The sequence below is a fragment of the Bradyrhizobium sp. KB893862 SZCCT0404 genome (assembly GCF_018130885.1).
Taxonomy (GTDB): domain Bacteria; phylum Pseudomonadota; class Alphaproteobacteria; order Rhizobiales; family Xanthobacteraceae; genus Bradyrhizobium; species Bradyrhizobium stylosanthis.
In genome coordinates this window covers 1,226,742-1,240,192 of sequence record NZ_JAFCLT010000001.1, presented here as the reverse complement: position 1 = coordinate 1,240,192, position 13,451 = coordinate 1,226,742, and the positions used below count along the sequence as shown (strand labels likewise).

Annotated in this window: 15 protein-coding genes; 7 read left to right on the top strand and 8 right to left on the bottom strand. The window is 65.0% G+C overall.

Features of this window, described 5'->3' with window-relative positions; all coding sequences use genetic code 11:
- The first annotated feature begins 13 nt into the window (after nucleotides 1-13).
- Together JQ617_RS06215 and JQ617_RS06210 are read left to right on the top strand one after the other, a co-directional pair.
- Nucleotides 14-670, top strand: a complete 657-nt coding sequence (locus JQ617_RS06215; RefSeq protein ID WP_212025192.1) for an HAD-IA family hydrolase — start codon at nucleotides 14-16, stop codon at nucleotides 668-670.
- 129 nt (nucleotides 671-799) lie between these two features.
- Entirely contained in the window at nucleotides 800-1,726 is a 927-nt protein-coding gene (locus JQ617_RS06210) for a nucleoside hydrolase (protein ID WP_212025190.1), read from the top strand.
- A gap of 78 nt (nucleotides 1,727-1,804) precedes the next feature.
- Here the strand turns inward: JQ617_RS06210 and JQ617_RS06205 are convergent, their stop codons facing one another.
- The 3 genes from JQ617_RS06205 to JQ617_RS06195 form a co-directional block, all read right to left on the bottom strand.
- Nucleotides 1,805-2,032: a hypothetical protein gene (locus JQ617_RS06205; RefSeq protein WP_212025188.1), complete on the bottom strand. Its 228-nt coding sequence runs from the start codon at nucleotides 2,030-2,032 to the stop codon at nucleotides 1,805-1,807.
- Between the two features lie 201 nt (nucleotides 2,033-2,233).
- A complete protein-coding gene (locus JQ617_RS06200) occupies nucleotides 2,234-3,181 on the bottom strand; it encodes a YVTN family beta-propeller repeat protein (protein ID WP_212025186.1) in 948 nt (315 codons plus the stop codon).
- 2 nt (nucleotides 3,182-3,183) lie between these two features.
- On the bottom strand, nucleotides 3,184-3,738 hold the full coding sequence (locus tag JQ617_RS06195; RefSeq protein WP_212025184.1) for an SRPBCC family protein: 555 nt from the start codon (nucleotides 3,736-3,738) through the stop codon (nucleotides 3,184-3,186).
- 1,226 nt (nucleotides 3,739-4,964) lie between these two features.
- Between JQ617_RS06195 and JQ617_RS06190 the strand changes: the two genes are divergently transcribed.
- Nucleotides 4,965-7,034 (top strand): DUF1217 domain-containing protein, encoded by a 2,070-nt coding sequence (locus tag JQ617_RS06190; protein ID WP_212025182.1) that lies wholly within the window; start codon nucleotides 4,965-4,967, stop codon nucleotides 7,032-7,034.
- Nucleotides 7,035-7,047: 13 nt separating this feature from the next.
- Here the strand turns inward: JQ617_RS06190 and JQ617_RS06185 are convergent, their stop codons facing one another.
- From JQ617_RS06185 to JQ617_RS06175, 3 genes are all read right to left on the bottom strand, one after another.
- Nucleotides 7,048-7,908 carry a PCC domain-containing protein gene (locus JQ617_RS06185; RefSeq protein ID WP_212025180.1) on the bottom strand — a complete coding sequence of 287 codons (861 nt, stop codon included), beginning with the start codon at nucleotides 7,906-7,908 and terminating at the stop codon, nucleotides 7,048-7,050.
- Nucleotides 7,909-7,917: 9 nt separating this feature from the next.
- Nucleotides 7,918-9,525, bottom strand: a complete 1,608-nt coding sequence (locus JQ617_RS06180; RefSeq protein ID WP_212025178.1) for an acyl-CoA synthetase — start codon at nucleotides 9,523-9,525, stop codon at nucleotides 7,918-7,920.
- Nucleotides 9,526-9,629: 104 nt separating this feature from the next.
- Nucleotides 9,630-10,127: a hypothetical protein gene (locus JQ617_RS06175; RefSeq protein ID WP_212025176.1), complete on the bottom strand. Its 498-nt coding sequence runs from the start codon at nucleotides 10,125-10,127 to the stop codon at nucleotides 9,630-9,632.
- Nucleotides 10,128-10,221: 94 nt separating this feature from the next.
- Between JQ617_RS06175 and JQ617_RS06170 the strand changes: the two genes are divergently transcribed.
- The 3 genes from JQ617_RS06170 (at nucleotide 10,222) to JQ617_RS06160 (ending at nucleotide 11,472) form a co-directional block, all read left to right on the top strand.
- Nucleotides 10,222-10,587 (top strand): hypothetical protein, encoded by a 366-nt coding sequence (locus tag JQ617_RS06170; protein WP_212025174.1) that lies wholly within the window; start codon nucleotides 10,222-10,224, stop codon nucleotides 10,585-10,587.
- Between the two features lie 82 nt (nucleotides 10,588-10,669).
- Entirely contained in the window at nucleotides 10,670-11,185 is a 516-nt protein-coding gene (locus JQ617_RS06165; protein ID WP_212025172.1) for a DUF3828 domain-containing protein, read from the top strand.
- Between the two features lie 11 nt (nucleotides 11,186-11,196).
- The gene (locus JQ617_RS06160; protein WP_212025170.1) at nucleotides 11,197-11,472 is read left to right on the top strand and encodes a GNAT family N-acetyltransferase; all 276 of its coding nucleotides are present in this window, start codon (nucleotides 11,197-11,199) and stop codon (nucleotides 11,470-11,472) included.
- Between the two features lie 47 nt (nucleotides 11,473-11,519).
- On the opposite strand, the gene JQ617_RS06155 is transcribed toward JQ617_RS06160, so the two are convergent.
- Together JQ617_RS06155 and JQ617_RS06150 are read right to left on the bottom strand one after the other, a co-directional pair.
- The gene (locus JQ617_RS06155; protein ID WP_063683351.1) at nucleotides 11,520-11,918 is read right to left on the bottom strand and encodes an SPW repeat domain-containing protein; all 399 of its coding nucleotides are present in this window, start codon (nucleotides 11,916-11,918) and stop codon (nucleotides 11,520-11,522) included.
- 198 nt (nucleotides 11,919-12,116) lie between these two features.
- Nucleotides 12,117-13,052 (bottom strand): tetratricopeptide repeat protein, encoded by a 936-nt coding sequence (locus JQ617_RS06150; protein ID WP_212025168.1) that lies wholly within the window; start codon nucleotides 13,050-13,052, stop codon nucleotides 12,117-12,119.
- A gap of 103 nt (nucleotides 13,053-13,155) precedes the next feature.
- Between JQ617_RS06150 and JQ617_RS06145 the strand changes: the two genes are divergently transcribed.
- A complete protein-coding gene (locus JQ617_RS06145) occupies nucleotides 13,156-13,431 on the top strand; it encodes a GNAT family N-acetyltransferase (protein WP_212025166.1) in 276 nt (91 codons plus the stop codon).
- The last annotated feature ends 20 nt before the right edge of the window (nucleotides 13,432-13,451 follow it).

Sequence of the window (13,451 nt, the reverse complement as noted above, 5' to 3'; positions counted from 1 at the left end):
CCACCCCTCCTCCATGCCCTACTCCCTCGTCATCTTCGATCTCGACGGCACGCTCGCCGACAGCTTTCCGTGGTTCCTGCGCACCATCAACGACGTCGCCGACCGCTTCGGCTTTCGGCGCGTTGCCGATGAGGACATCGAGCCGCTGCGGCATGCTTCGAGCCGCGACATCCTCACCCGGCTCGAGGTGCCCTTGTGGAAGCTGCCGGCGATCGCGCGGCATGCGCGGCGGCTGAAGGCGGAGGCGGCAGCGGAGATTTCGCTGTTCGCGGGCGTCGAGACGATGCTGCGGACGCTGGCCGACAACGGCGTGCAGCTCGCGCTGGTGACGTCGGACAGCGAAGCCAATGCGCGCGAGAAGCTTGGGCCGGCCGCGGCGCTGTTTTCGCATTTCGACTGCTCCGCCTCGCTCTTCGGCAAGGCCGCGAAATTCCGCCGGGTGATCCGCCGCGCCGGCGTGGCCCCTGCCCAGGTCATCGCGATCGGCGATGAGGTTCGCGACATCGAGGCGGCGCGCGCGGCGGGCATCGCCTGCGGCGCGGTGTGCTGGGGCTATGCGGCCCCGGCGGCATTGCGGGCGCTTGCGCCGGATTACATGTTCGAACATATGCGCGACATTGCGGATACCTTATGCGGAAACGTAGGGTGGATTAGCCCTGCAGATGCATAAATTGCATCTGCTCGGCGTAATCCACCACTGTTCGTATCCGCAGAGACAGAAGAGGTGGGTTACGCCGGCGGACTGCGCTTTGCGCAGCCGCCCGCTAACCCACCCTACGAACTGTTCGAGGAGACGTCGATGACACTCACGGACGCTGGCCGACTCAAGCTGCTGGAGCCGCCGGCCGGCCGGTTGCGGGTCGTGCTCGACACCGACACCTATAACGAGATCGACGACCAGTTCGCACTGGTGCAGATGCTGCTGTCGAAGGACCGCTTCGCGGTCGAGGCGATCTACGCCGCACCGTTCTTCAATGCGCGCGCGGACAGTCCCGGCCACGGCATGGAGCTGAGCTACCAGGAAATCCTGCGCCTGCTGGATCGCCTGAATGTTGCGCCGGAAGGCCTGGTTCACCGCGGCGTCACCGACTATGTCGGCCCAGGCAAGACGGCGCGGACAGCTCCCGCCGTCGATGACCTCATCGCCCGGGCGCGGGTCGGCTCGCCGGACCATCCGCTCTACGTCGTCGCCATCGGCGCGATCAGCAACGTCGCGTCCGCGCTGCTGAAGGCCCCCGATATCATCGACCGTATCGTCGTGGTCTGGCTCGGCGGCCATGCGCTGGAATGGCCCCACACGGTCGAGTTCAATCTGAAGCAGGACGTCGGCGGCGCGCAGGTGCTGCTCGACAGCGGCGTGCCGCTCGTGCTCGTCCCGTGCATGGGCGTGACCTCGCGGCTTCATTCGACGGTGCCGGAGATCGAGCGATACGTCGAACCCCACGGCAGCATCGGCGCGTTTCTCGCCATGCGCTTCAAGGAATACGCGTCCGACCACATGGGCTGGGCCAAGGAAATCTGGGACATGGCGCCGGTCGGCTGGCTGCTGAATCCCCTGTGGGCGCCGAGCGTGATCATCCCGGCCCCGGTGCTCACCGACCAGATGACCTGGAGCGTCGATCGCCGGCGGCATCCGATCCGCTACGTGACCTATGTGGACCGCAACGCGATCCTGAAGGATTTCTTCGTGAAATTGCGGGATTTCGCTGCGGCGAAAGTGCCGTAGTCCGGATGAGCGCAGCGACGTCCGGGAGCGTCAGGGGATGAGGAGGCGCGGTCCCGCATGTCGCTGCGCTCATGCGGGCTACGAACTACGCGGCGGCTCGTGCTTCTCCAGCGACAGCGCGATCCGCTCCAGAAAGCCGTTCATGCGCCGGGTCTCGATGACCTGCTGTTCGTAAAGCTCGATCATGGTCACGCCCGACTTGGCGCGCGCCTGCATCCCGCTGCGTCGCGCAAACCAGAACCAGACTCCGACCAGCACCACGAACGGCAGCCACGACAGCGCCAGCTCGACCATCCACTTTTCCATCAGACACTTCTCCACGTCCGCCGCTCGCGAGTCGGCGCATGACGACTATCCTGGATAGCATCTGTCGGCGGAGAGCAACATCCGGTTCGATGCCATGCCGACACCGTGTCGGCTGCCGTAGCCCGGATGGAGCGAAGCGCAATCCGGGACGACTGTTCCCGCATTCCGCTCCGCTCCATGCGGGCTACCAGGAAACGCCCCCTACTCCGTCCTCCGCAGAAACGCGCCGAACGCGCGCGGGCCGTCGCCGGTCTTGATCTCGCCGATCACCTTCAGCTCGGCCACATCGATGATGTGAAGCGTGTTGCTCTCCCAGCAGGCGACGATGATGCGCTTGCCGTCGGCGGTCGCATTGATGCCTTCGGGGTAGTCGCCGACATTGATGCGCTTGACCGGCTTAAGACTGGCAACGTCGAACACGCTGACGGTGCCGCCATACTGGTCCGTGACGAAGCCGCGGCCTTGCGCCAGCGCCACCGCATAGGGGCGTATCCCGACCGGCACGCGGCCGATCTCGCGGCCTTCCGCGATGTCGATCACCGAGACGTCGTCGGAGCCGACATTGGCGGTGTAGGCGCGCTTGCCGTCGCCATCGATCGTGACGCCGAACGGGCGGGTGCCGACCTTGATGGTGGCCTTACGCTGGCGCGTCATGGTGTCCACGACCGAGACGCTGTCGTCGTCGCGGTCCGCCGAGAGCAGCAGCTTGCCGTCAGGGGTCACCGCAAGGCCCGACGGCGAGGCGCCGACCGCGATGCTGGCCGTGACGCTGCGCGAGGCCGCGTCGATCACCCGCACCGCCGCCGCATACCAGTCGGCGACATAGACCGTCTTGCCATCTGGGGCCACCGCAATGCCGAGCGGCCCGCCGCCGACCTCGATGCTGCCCGCGACCTGCCGCGTGGCGGCATCCACCACCGTCACCGCCTTGGCGTCGGGGCTGGTCACATAGGCAAAGCGCCCGTCCGGGCTGACGGCGACCCCGGCCGGCTTGCCGCCGATCGGGATGGTCGCAACGCTGCGCGACGTCGCGAGGTCCACCACCATCAAATCGTCGCTGAGCTGATTGGTGACGAACGCCTCCTCGGCGGAGGCGCCGCCCGGGCAAGCAAGGCTGGCGGCAAGCGCCGCCAGGACCAGGATCCGCACGGTCAGCTTCCGCTCTCGATCTTCTTCTTCAGCGCACCGAGGCCGGTCTGATAGAGCCCCTTCACCGCCTTGATCGCGGCCTCGTCGCTCAGCTCCGGCGGCGGATCGTTGTTGGGAAAGCCGCGGTAGAACGCGCCGGCCCATTCCAGCGTCGAGCCCTTGCCGTCGGCGCTCGGCGTCACGGTCAGCGTCGAGGAATAATTGGTGACCGGCAGCACCTTCACGTCGACATTGGTGATCCGGTAGGAATAGGTCATCGCGGCGGCATCGAACTTGTAGAGCTCCTCGTCCACGGTGGCGCCGCCCGTCAGCGTCAGCTTGCGCGTCGCGCCGATCTCGTTGCCCTTCTCGCCCTCGGTCTTGGTGACAGGCGGGAGCCAGCTCATGTCCTGGAAATTACCGATCGCCGCCCACACCTTGGCCGGAGCCGCGTTGATCTCGATGGATTCCCGTACCTTCTGCCGGGTCGGCCCATGGGCCCAGGCAGCCGTGAAGGCCATCCCTGCCACCGCCAGCGCCGCCACCCCGGCGGTCGCCGTTCCGATCGTCATCCTCATCTCGTTTCCTCATCCTTGAAGCTTGCGCGACTTGAGGCGCGCTGGGGGCATCGTAGCGCATTTTTCGACCGTGGGGAGACCGGTTCGTGGCGCGGCTGTGGCGGGCCGCGTTCTCGTCCCGACACCACTCCTTGGGTTGCCCACCAGGCAAAACACCAAGGTCGAGGTCAATGCGCCCAAGTCAAAACAATTCGCTTTACGCGAATTCGGAATTATCGCATGTTGCGGCCATCCCAACCCGGTCCGAGGGGCGTATCGCGATCGTCACGACACGCGGGAGGGGACGTGGTGGACGCAGGCGGCGTCGGCGCGAAGGCGGTTGCAGGGCGGATCACTCCGTGAGCGACGGCGTGCGCGCACACGACCGGTGCAGCCTGCGTACGGCAAAATCGTGTGGTCCTGGCGCCCGGGGTCTGTGCGCCAAGTCCTGCGGTGATGCTGCGGCCCGACCGGGCCCGCAGCATCAGCGATCCGCAGGGCGACGGGGGCAATAGTGCATCGCTCCCCGGGGAGATCACGACATAAGCCGTCAAACCACTGCGCAGGGAAGGCCGGATGTTGGGCTTCACCTGTATGCCGCTGTGCAAGCTTCTCGTAGCGCAATTTTCGCACAGTGGACCGCGGGTGCCAGCCGGCACCCGGCCTTCCCTGCGCCCTCGGCACTTTCGGGGGCAGTGGATGCAGCCAAGCTCAGGCACGATGTGCCGCGAGAGCGCGAAACTGCGTGTGCAACCTGGATGGGGATACGAAATGAATTCCGCTCTCGCGCCCCGGACGCAGCGCAGCGCCCCCGGCGATGCGAAGCATCGTCCGGTGCGGTGCGCTGCAGAGCCGGGGCCCATGCTGCAGCGATCCGTGCCGCTTCGTGGGTCCCGGCTCTGCGCCGCACCGCTTACGCGCTGCGCCACGTCCGGGACACGAGAGAGAGGAATGCCGCTGCCCCACACGCCGTCATTGCGAGCGCAACGACGATGGACAGATTCCAACGGAGCGCCCGCCAGAACATACCGGGAACGAAACCCCCGCGAAAGCTGCATTTGAGAAATATTGGGAAACAAACAGCAACAAACTCGGTCTACGTGTCTCTCATGCGCTCCCGGATCTGAGATTGCAGCCCAGGACGTGGCCGTCCGACCGTCGGCTGGCATGAGGCCAGCTTCCCAACCTCGCGACCCCGCAATGATTGAGGGACGTCCGGGATCGTCAGAAGCCGCGAGGAGTGCGCGATGGTATCGACCTATTTCAGCTACAATTACATCTCGCACCACCTCAAGCAGTCCCTGACCCGGGTCGAGCAGCAAGCCGACATCGCGAAAGAGGCCGCCTATTACAAAGCCAACATCGGCAAGGTGAAGACCGTCGATGATTTCATGAAGGACTACCGCCTTTATCACTATGCGATGAAGGCATACGGCCTCGAAGACATGGCCTATGCCAAGGCCTTCATGAAAAAGGTGCTGGAGAGCGACCTCTCCGACGGCACGAGCTTCGTCAACAAGCTGGTCGACAAGCGTTACCGGGAGTTTGCCGCGGCATTCTCCTTCAACGGCATAGGAAAGCCGGCTGCGCAATCGGAGGACCAGACCGACGAGATGATCGGCCTGTACACGGCGACGATGAAGAAACAGGTCGATGCGCTGACCGACGCCTCGAACTACTACAGCTCGAAGATCGGCACCATCACCAGTGCCGACGATCTCCTGAACGACGATCGTCTTCGCAACTACGTCTATTCGGCATTCGGGATCGATGAGAGCAAGTGGACGCGCGACACCATAAGCCAGGTGCTGCGCAGCGATCCATCCGACCCGAACAGCTATGTCAGCACCACCTTCACGTCTCAGTTGAGCGGCCTCAACGCCCAGCTCACTCAGGCCAAATCGGACGTCGCCGCCACCAACACCAGGATCGCCGACTACACGGCGCAGCTCTCGCAACCGGGCGCCGACGTGAACCAGTTGAACGTCCAGATCCTGGTCGAAAAATATCACCTGGAAACATACACCAAGAGCGTATCCAGCCTCAGCGACCAGATCGCGGGGATCGGCAACCTCGTAGACCTCGCCGGCGCGTTCGAGTTTCTGCCTGACGGGTCACTTCCACCAGGCCAGTCCGCCCAGACCGCCGCAAATATCACGCTCACGAAGCAGTGGTTCGATGACAGCAAGTCCGAGGTCTATGCGGCGGCGAGCCCGCTGAGCGAAGCCCTGGCGATCACGCAATTCAGGTCGGCCGTCGTCAAGGTGAATTCCGTGCAGGCGTTCGTATCGACGCCGGCCGTGTACAATTTCGCACTGGGCTCCGTCGGCCTCGATCCTGCGAAGGCCTCACAGGACACCATCAAGGCTGTGCTCGAAAGCGATCTCAGCGATCCCAAGAGCTTTGTCTATACCCTCAAGGACAATCGCTACGTCGAGCTCGCGCGCGCCTTCAACTTCGACGCAAAGGGCAATCTGACGACGCCGCTGGTGGCCCAGGACCCGGCAAAAGTCCTCGACATTGCGAAGGACTACGTCATTGCGGTGGTGAGAGGGGCAAGCACCTCAGAGCAGAAGGCAGTCCGCGAACAGGCCCAGAAAGACGCGACGGCCTATCAGGAAGCCATCGGAGGCGTCGACAGCGTTTCCGAGCTGCTTGCGAACCGGAATTTGATCAATTTCGTTCTCGTCGCCAAGGGTCTGGACCCCAAGAAGGTCAGCACCGAATATCTGAAGAAGATCTTCGCCTCGGACCTGAACAATCCCAAGAGCTTCGCGAACACAGAGACCGATCCGCGCTTTGCCGAGATCGCGTCGTCGTTCAATTTCGACAGCAAGGGCAATGTCGCGCGCCTCCCGATGATGGGTCCGCAGAAGCAAGTCCAGTTGCGGGAAACACAGGCGAACTATCTCCAGCAAAGCCTGGAACAGCAGCAGGGAGATGCGAATCCCGGTGTGCGCCTGGCGCTCTATTTCCAGCGCAAGGCGGGGGAGATCACGTCCGCCTACGACATCCTCGCCGACAAGGCGCTGTCGGAGGTGTTCAGGACGACCTTCAATCTGCCCGACTCGATGGCGGCGATGCCGATCGATCAGCAGGCCAAGTTCGTGGACAAATTCATGAAGATCAAGGATCTCTCCGATCCGGCCAAGGTTGAAAAGCTGCTGGGCCGCTTCTCCGCCATGTATGACGTCAAGAACGGCCAGAGCATCGGCCAGGGACAATCCCCCCTGCTCAATCTCTTTCAGGGATCGGGCTCGGCGATAAGCGACTCCACGTACCTGGCGATTGCCAAGCTGCGTTCCAGCCCGCGATGATCGCGCGCCAAGCCTAGCCCAACACCTCGAGCACCAGCTCCATGGTCATCAGCACGGGATTGTCGCCGCGGATCAGACGACCCTGCGCGATGCCGCCGGTGTAGTCGATCAGGGCGACATCGAGCGTGGCTTCGAGCGTGCCGGCAGCGCCCGGCGCGATCGCACCGGCCGTTATCGCCAGCTCCGTCGCGAACGGCTCGGTCACGCCGCCATGGGTGAAGCGCGCGCCGATGGTCGAGCCGACGCCGCCGTGAATCCTGGCGCGCGAGATGCCGCGCGCGCGGCAAAAGTCTTCGAGGCAGCCCGCAAAGTCCTGGTTGGGGCGCAGCCGCAGCGCGAAGGCGCGGCTCGTCGTGCGCGCACCGCTGCTCGCGGCGGCGACCGGGCCGAACAGCCTGAAATTGGTCTCGGGATCCGGCTCGGCGGTGAACATCGCTCCGTCGAGACCGAAAGCCTCGACCTCGAACGGCTCGGCCACGATGGTCTCGTCCGGCAGCATGTGGCCACCGCTCGCCTTGCCGTCGGCCTCGGTCCACAGCCCATGACAGTGAAAGAACGGCGCGCCGTCGCGCGTGCCGAGCGTCATGCTGCCGAGCGACGTGCGCGTGATGCCCCCCGGCCGGTAGGTATCGCTGTAGAACGCGGCATTCTCGCCGGTTTTGGACAGCGCCGGCATGACATAACCGAACGGGCCGAGCGCGCCGCGTTCGAAATTCAGCACACCGCCGGCAAAGCCCTCCGCCGCAAAGCCGCGTCGCGCGGCCTCCAGCAGCGGCACGCCTGCCTGAAGCGTGAAGGAGAAGGCACGTCCCCTCGCCTCGACCGATTGGATGCGCTCTGCGACGGGCGCGCCGGGCTGCTTGATACTCCGCATCGTGTCCGCTCAGCCCGCCTTCGTCTTGTCGAGGTCGAGCAGCCCGCGCGCCTCGAGCTCGTCGCGCACCATGCGCTTGGGCACCTTGCCATAGCCGGACTTCGGCAGCGCCTCCCAGAAGAAGAAGCGCTTCGGCATCTTGTAGCGCGGTACCTTCGGCGAGAGGAACGCCGCCATCTCGGCCTCGCTCACGGCCTTGGCGCCTTCGCGCGGAACGCAGACGGCGACGCCGACCTCGCCCCAGGTCGCATCGGGCACGCCGAGCACGGCCACTTCGCCCACCGCGGGATGCGTCAGGATCTTCTCCTCGATCTCGCGCGGATAGATGTTGGAGCCGCCGGAGATGTACATGTCGGAGGCCCGCCCGGTGATGTAGAGGAACCCCTCCTCGTCCATGTGGCCGAGATCGCCGGTACGGAACCAGCCGTTGCGGAACGCCTTCGCATTGGCTTCGGGGTTGTCGTAATAGCCGGCGAGCACCGCGGGCCCGATCACGCAGATCTCGCCGCTCTGGTTCGCGTTGAGCTCGCGGCCCTCATCATCCTGAATCGAGACCTGCATGCCGGTGCGCTCGAAGCCGCAGGTGCCGACCTTGGCGTAAGGGCCGTCCTCGGGATCGTGCAGCGCCGCCGGCAGCACGGTGATGTTGCCGGTGACCTCGCCAAGCCCGAAATACTGTACGATGACCTTGCCGAGCTTCCTCAACGCGGTCTTCTGATCCTCGCGATACATCGGCGCGCCGGCATAGATCACCTGACGCAGCGAGGAATGATCGTATTTGTCGACGGCGGGATGCTCGACCATCATCTTGAGGATGGTCGGCACCGTGAAGAGATTACCGACCCGATGCCTCTCGATCAGGCGGAACGCCTCGTCGATGTCGAATTTCTCGGTCGGCAGCAGCACGGTGCAGACGCCGCGCGCGGTCTGCACCAGCTGATGCACGCCGGCGCCATGCGAGAGCGGCGCCACCACCAGCGAGGCATCGGCTTCCGTCACGCCCGGGGTGAGATCGGCGAGATGATTGGTGACGACAAAACCCATCTGGCCGTGGGTCAGCACCGCGGCCTTGGAGCGCCCCGTGGTGCCGGAGGTGAAGAAGAACCAGCAGGGATCGTCGTGCTCGACCGCGACGTTCTCGACCACGCGACCTGCCTGCGCGGCGATGGCCTCCGCAACCGACGTCTCGGCGAACGCGGCCTTGCCGTCGATGCTCCAGGTGAACGCGAGCGCGCCGCCCTTCACGACCGCGGCATGCTCGGGGAAATCGACATGGCACAGAAACGCCTTCGCGCCGGAGGCTTCCGCGAGATAGCTGACTTCGTCGGGCATCAGGCGGAAATTGGTCGGCACCCAGACCGCACCGAGGCGGAACGCGGCGAACATCGAGACAAACATCTCGTCGCCGTTCTTGGAATGGACGAGGATGCGGTCGCCTTTGGCGATGCCGCGCGCGGCGAGCGCCGCCGCGAGCGCCGAGACCTGCGCGTCGACCTCGCGCCAGGTCCAGGATCTATCACCCCAGACGAAACCGGGACGTGCTCCATGCCGCCGCGCATTCTGGGTCAGCATGTGAGCGAGATTCATGACGCGGCGGGACATGCGCAGGGGCTGCATCGGGCTTCCTCATCGAGCGCGGACGGCACGCAGGACGCCCGCTCATTTCGGCCCATTTATCGCCATCGCCGGCGCCCCTGCAAGGCCGCCTGCCGCACACCTGCCTACGGCTGCTTGAACGCGAACGGCCTCGCCGTGATCGCCTTCTCCTTGACGCAGGCCTGCGCACCGAAGCCGCCGCAATAGCTGCCGTGCAGGTCGAAGCGGATGGTGCGCGCGGCCCCGCGCTTCACCGGCGGCGCCACGATCGTGTAGCTGCGGACATAGCCGTCGAACACGGGACGAATGCTGCCGTCCGGCAGCGTCACCAGGATGGTCATGACGCAGCCGCCGGTTCCGCAATAGGTGGTCTCGCGTTCCCCGCATTTGGTGTCGCGGAAATCGACGATGTAGTCGTCACGGCCGTCGCCGGTCAGGTCGAGCTTGCGCACCGTGTCCGGCGCGAACGTGACCGCGCCGCCATCCTGGCTCTCGCATTCCTCATTGGCGTAGTGCAGAGCCTTCTGCACGCCGGGCGGATAGTCAGCGGGATTGAAGGGCCTTGCGTCGTCGGCGCGTGCAGCCGTGGCAAGGATCGTCAACAGGAGCAGCCAATATCTCATTCGCGTTGGTCGTGCGCGGGCCTGCAATCGTTCAGGGAATTTTAAACATGATCAGCGCAACGTTCACCAGTTCTCGCGTACAGAGTGCCGCATCATGGTCAAAGCGCCCGCCCTCCTCCTGTTGTCGCTGGCGCTCGCCGGGTGTGCCGCCATGGGGCCGCAAGCTCAGTTCGCCTCCGACCCCGCCTTCACGCCCGCGCGCTACGCCTGGGATGGCGCCGGCGAGAATCCCAATCAGCCGCGCGCTTCCGCGGGAGCATCGCGAGCCACGCGTGCCGCCGCCGAACGCAGCAGGTCGCAAGCCGGACTTCAGCCCTATTCCAAGGAATGGTGGCAGGCCCAGGACGGCATCGAGGCCGAGCAGGACGCCAGGGTCAACCGCTCCCTCGTCATCTGCCAGGGCTGCCTCCCTACGCAGCCGCAGGCCGAAGATTCCAGGCTCGCCAAAGCGAGCGATTGAACCGAACCGCCTTCACGCTGGTCTACAGAGATGCGCGCCGGCCCCGGCCCGCCGCCATGCGCCATCATCTCAGGGACATCCCATGCTCACCCGCCGCTGCTTCGTCGCCGTCGCCCTGCTCGCCGGCATCTCCCCGGCATTGGCCGAGACCGCTGCCCCCGCGGATCCCGCCGCCATCCTGACCGCGATCTACACCCGCGCCGCCAAGGGCAAGGGCGATGGCGGCGCCGCCTTCGTCATCGAGAACAAGGCGGCCAAGGCGAAATATCTCTCCAAGGCGCTGGTCGCGCTCTGGGCCAAGGCCGATGCGCATACGCCGAAGGGCGACGTCGGTCCCGTCGATTTCGATCCGGTGACCAATTCGCAGGAGCCGGACGTGAAATCGTTCAAGGTTGACGCCGAGAAGATGGAGGCGGACAAAGCGATCGTCGCGGTCACCATCACCGGCCACCGCAATGACCGGAAACCCGCCGACCTGATCGTGCGTTACGACTTCGTGCGCGAGGCCGGCAGCTGGCGGATCGACGACATCAGGGGCTCCTCCGACGGCGAAGCCTGGTCGATCCGCAAGATGCTGACGGACTCGCTCAAGAGCTGACTGGAGACCAAATGAGCGACGTCATCGACAACAAGGTCCATCACCGCTTCGAGCTCGAGGTCGAGGGCCATCTGGCGACCGAGCATTACAAGCTCGACGGCAATGTCATCACGTTCGAGCATACGGATGTGCCGAAAGAGCTCGGCGGCAAGGGCGTCGGATCGAAGCTGGTGCAAGGCGCGCTCGACCAGGTGCGCGCGGCCGGCCTGAAGCTGATCCCGCAATGCCCGTTCGTGAAGGCCTGGATCGACAAGCACCCGGACTATCAGGACCTCGTGAAGCCATGAGCGCACGGGTCCGCCTGTAGCCTGGCGGACCCGCGGACATCTGCGATTTACTGCCCGTGCTTGAGCATGTCCTGGTCGTTCAGGTCCCAGTCCTGCCACAGCAGCAGCACGCCGAGGAGCACAACCACCGCGCCGAGGCTCGTATGATAGATGCGCAGGAAGCCTTCAGCGGAATAGCCGAGCGTATAGGGCGAGGCGATGAGCCACAATCCGATCAGGATCGTCGCCACCTCCTGCCAGCGCTGCAGCGCCACATATTCGAGCTGACTGATGCCAAACACGATCAGGCCGACCGCGACCGCGTTCAGGATGACCATCGAGTCTCCGGCGATCGCGGGATGGTCCTGGATGGGAAACCATGGCGAGACGACGATCAGGGCGCCCACCAGCATTCCGGCCCAGTCCTCCCACGTGCGATGAGTATTCAAAAAACCAAAGTCCGACATCGTACCCTCCTATGACAGAGCACACGTCGGCGGCTGGCGATCACGACTTCCGAATGTATGGCGACCCTGCCGGCCGCATTCGGACGTATGTCCTGCAAAGGACGTGGGAACCGCGGACGGCCGCGCAAGAGCAAGCGCGAGGATTATTTCGCTGGTAGCCGCGATCCTCGCTGGTCGTCACCCCATATCGCACCGCAGCTAAAGGGCCCCGAGCCTCTGCAGCGCCCCGCGCGCAGTCGCAAGGTTCGGATTCAATTCCAGCGCCTTCCTGAGATCGGCGATCGCCCCCTGCTTGTCGCCGAGCCGCATGCGGGCCTGCCCGCGATTGTTCCACGAGAACGCGTCGGACGGATCGTACTGCAGCGCCTTGTCGTAGTCGGCGACGCCGCCCTTGTTGTTGCCCTGGAAGAGCCGGATCATGCCGCGGTTGCGCCAACCGCGCGCATCCGTCGGTGCAATCCGGATTGCCTCGCCATAATCGGCGGCGGCACGATCCAGCTGCTCACTGTCGCGATAGACGTTGCCGCGATCGATATAGGCGAGCAGATCGGGCGCAAGCTTGATCCGCGTGCTGTAGTCGGCGAGCGCGTGTGCCGTGTCGTGCTTGCGGGCGTAGACATAGCCGCGATTGGCGTAGGCGCGGGCATAGTTCGGATTGCGCTTGATCGCCGCGTCGAAGTCGGCGATCGCGCCGTCGAGGTCGCCCTTGTTGTAGCGGGCATCGCCGCGGTTGCTGTAGGCCAGCGCCATCGACGGATCGAGCTTGATGGCCTGGTCGTACTCGGCGATGGCGCGGTCATAATCGCCCTTGAAGCCGTAGACGCGACCGCGGTTGTTGTAGGCGCAGGCATAGTCCGGCGCGAGCTTGACCGCCTCGTCGAGATCGGACAGCGCAGCGTCGAGCTGGCGCTTCTCGGTCAGCCCGTGGCCGCGGCTGCAATAGGCACCGGCGAGCCTCTGTCCGGTCTCGCTCCCGGTGTCGATGACGGTCGAACAGGCCTTGACCCGTTCGTCCGGCGTGCTGGCCGCCGCGAAACAGGCCTGCCAGGCCGGACCGCCTTCGGCCGCCGCCGGCACCGGAGCGGCCGAAGCAAGCGCGGCGAGCAACGTCAGGACGCTGAGCTGGACACGCATTTTCCGGATATCTCCCTTGCGGCAACCTTGCTTGGTCGCATCTTGGCAAGGGCCGGTTCAGCGGCCTAGATCAGGGGCAGGCAGCGCTTCGGAAGGATTTCGCATGGCGGCATCGGTACGCGACAACAAGGACAAAAGCCGTTTCGAGCTCGATATCGGCAGCGAGGTCGCCTTCGCCAATTACCGGCTGACGCCGTCGGCGGTGATCATCACCCACACCGAGACGCCGCGCGCGCTGCGCGGCCGCGGCATCGCCTCGGAGCTGGTCAAGGGTGCGCTGGAGCTGATCCGCCGTGACGGCAAGAAGGTGATCGCCGGCTGCGGCTTCGTCGTCGATTATCTCGACAGGCATCCGGAGGATGCCGACCTCGTCGCCTGATGCAAAAGGGCCCGCGCGAT

Coding starts and splice junctions, on each gene's coding strand:
- JQ617_RS06150 (WP_212025168.1), bottom strand. CDS start 13,052: ATGCGTGTCCAGCTCAGCGTCCTGACGTTGCTCGCCGCGCTTGCTTCG.
- JQ617_RS06205 (WP_212025188.1), bottom strand. CDS start 2,032: ATGGAAAAGTGGATGGTCGAGCTGGCGCTGTCGTGGCTGCCGTTCGTG.
- JQ617_RS06165 (WP_212025172.1), top strand. CDS start 10,670: ATGCTCACCCGCCGCTGCTTCGTCGCCGTCGCCCTGCTCGCCGGCATC.
- JQ617_RS06160 (WP_212025170.1), top strand. CDS start 11,197: ATGAGCGACGTCATCGACAACAAGGTCCATCACCGCTTCGAGCTCGAG.
- JQ617_RS06215 (WP_212025192.1), top strand. CDS start 14: ATGCCCTACTCCCTCGTCATCTTCGATCTCGACGGCACGCTCGCCGAC.
- JQ617_RS06195 (WP_212025184.1), bottom strand. CDS start 3,738: ATGAGGATGACGATCGGAACGGCGACCGCCGGGGTGGCGGCGCTGGCG.
- JQ617_RS06190 (WP_212025182.1), top strand. CDS start 4,965: ATGGTATCGACCTATTTCAGCTACAATTACATCTCGCACCACCTCAAG.
- JQ617_RS06175 (WP_212025176.1), bottom strand. CDS start 10,127: ATGAGATATTGGCTGCTCCTGTTGACGATCCTTGCCACGGCTGCACGC.
- JQ617_RS06155 (WP_063683351.1), bottom strand. CDS start 11,918: ATGTCGGACTTTGGTTTTTTGAATACTCATCGCACGTGGGAGGACTGG.
- JQ617_RS06180 (WP_212025178.1), bottom strand. CDS start 9,525: ATGCAGCCCCTGCGCATGTCCCGCCGCGTCATGAATCTCGCTCACATG.
- JQ617_RS06145 (WP_212025166.1), top strand. CDS start 13,156: ATGGCGGCATCGGTACGCGACAACAAGGACAAAAGCCGTTTCGAGCTC.
- JQ617_RS06210 (WP_212025190.1), top strand. CDS start 800: ATGACACTCACGGACGCTGGCCGACTCAAGCTGCTGGAGCCGCCGGCC.
- JQ617_RS06185 (WP_212025180.1), bottom strand. CDS start 7,908: ATGCGGAGTATCAAGCAGCCCGGCGCGCCCGTCGCAGAGCGCATCCAA.
- JQ617_RS06170 (WP_212025174.1), top strand. CDS start 10,222: ATGGTCAAAGCGCCCGCCCTCCTCCTGTTGTCGCTGGCGCTCGCCGGG.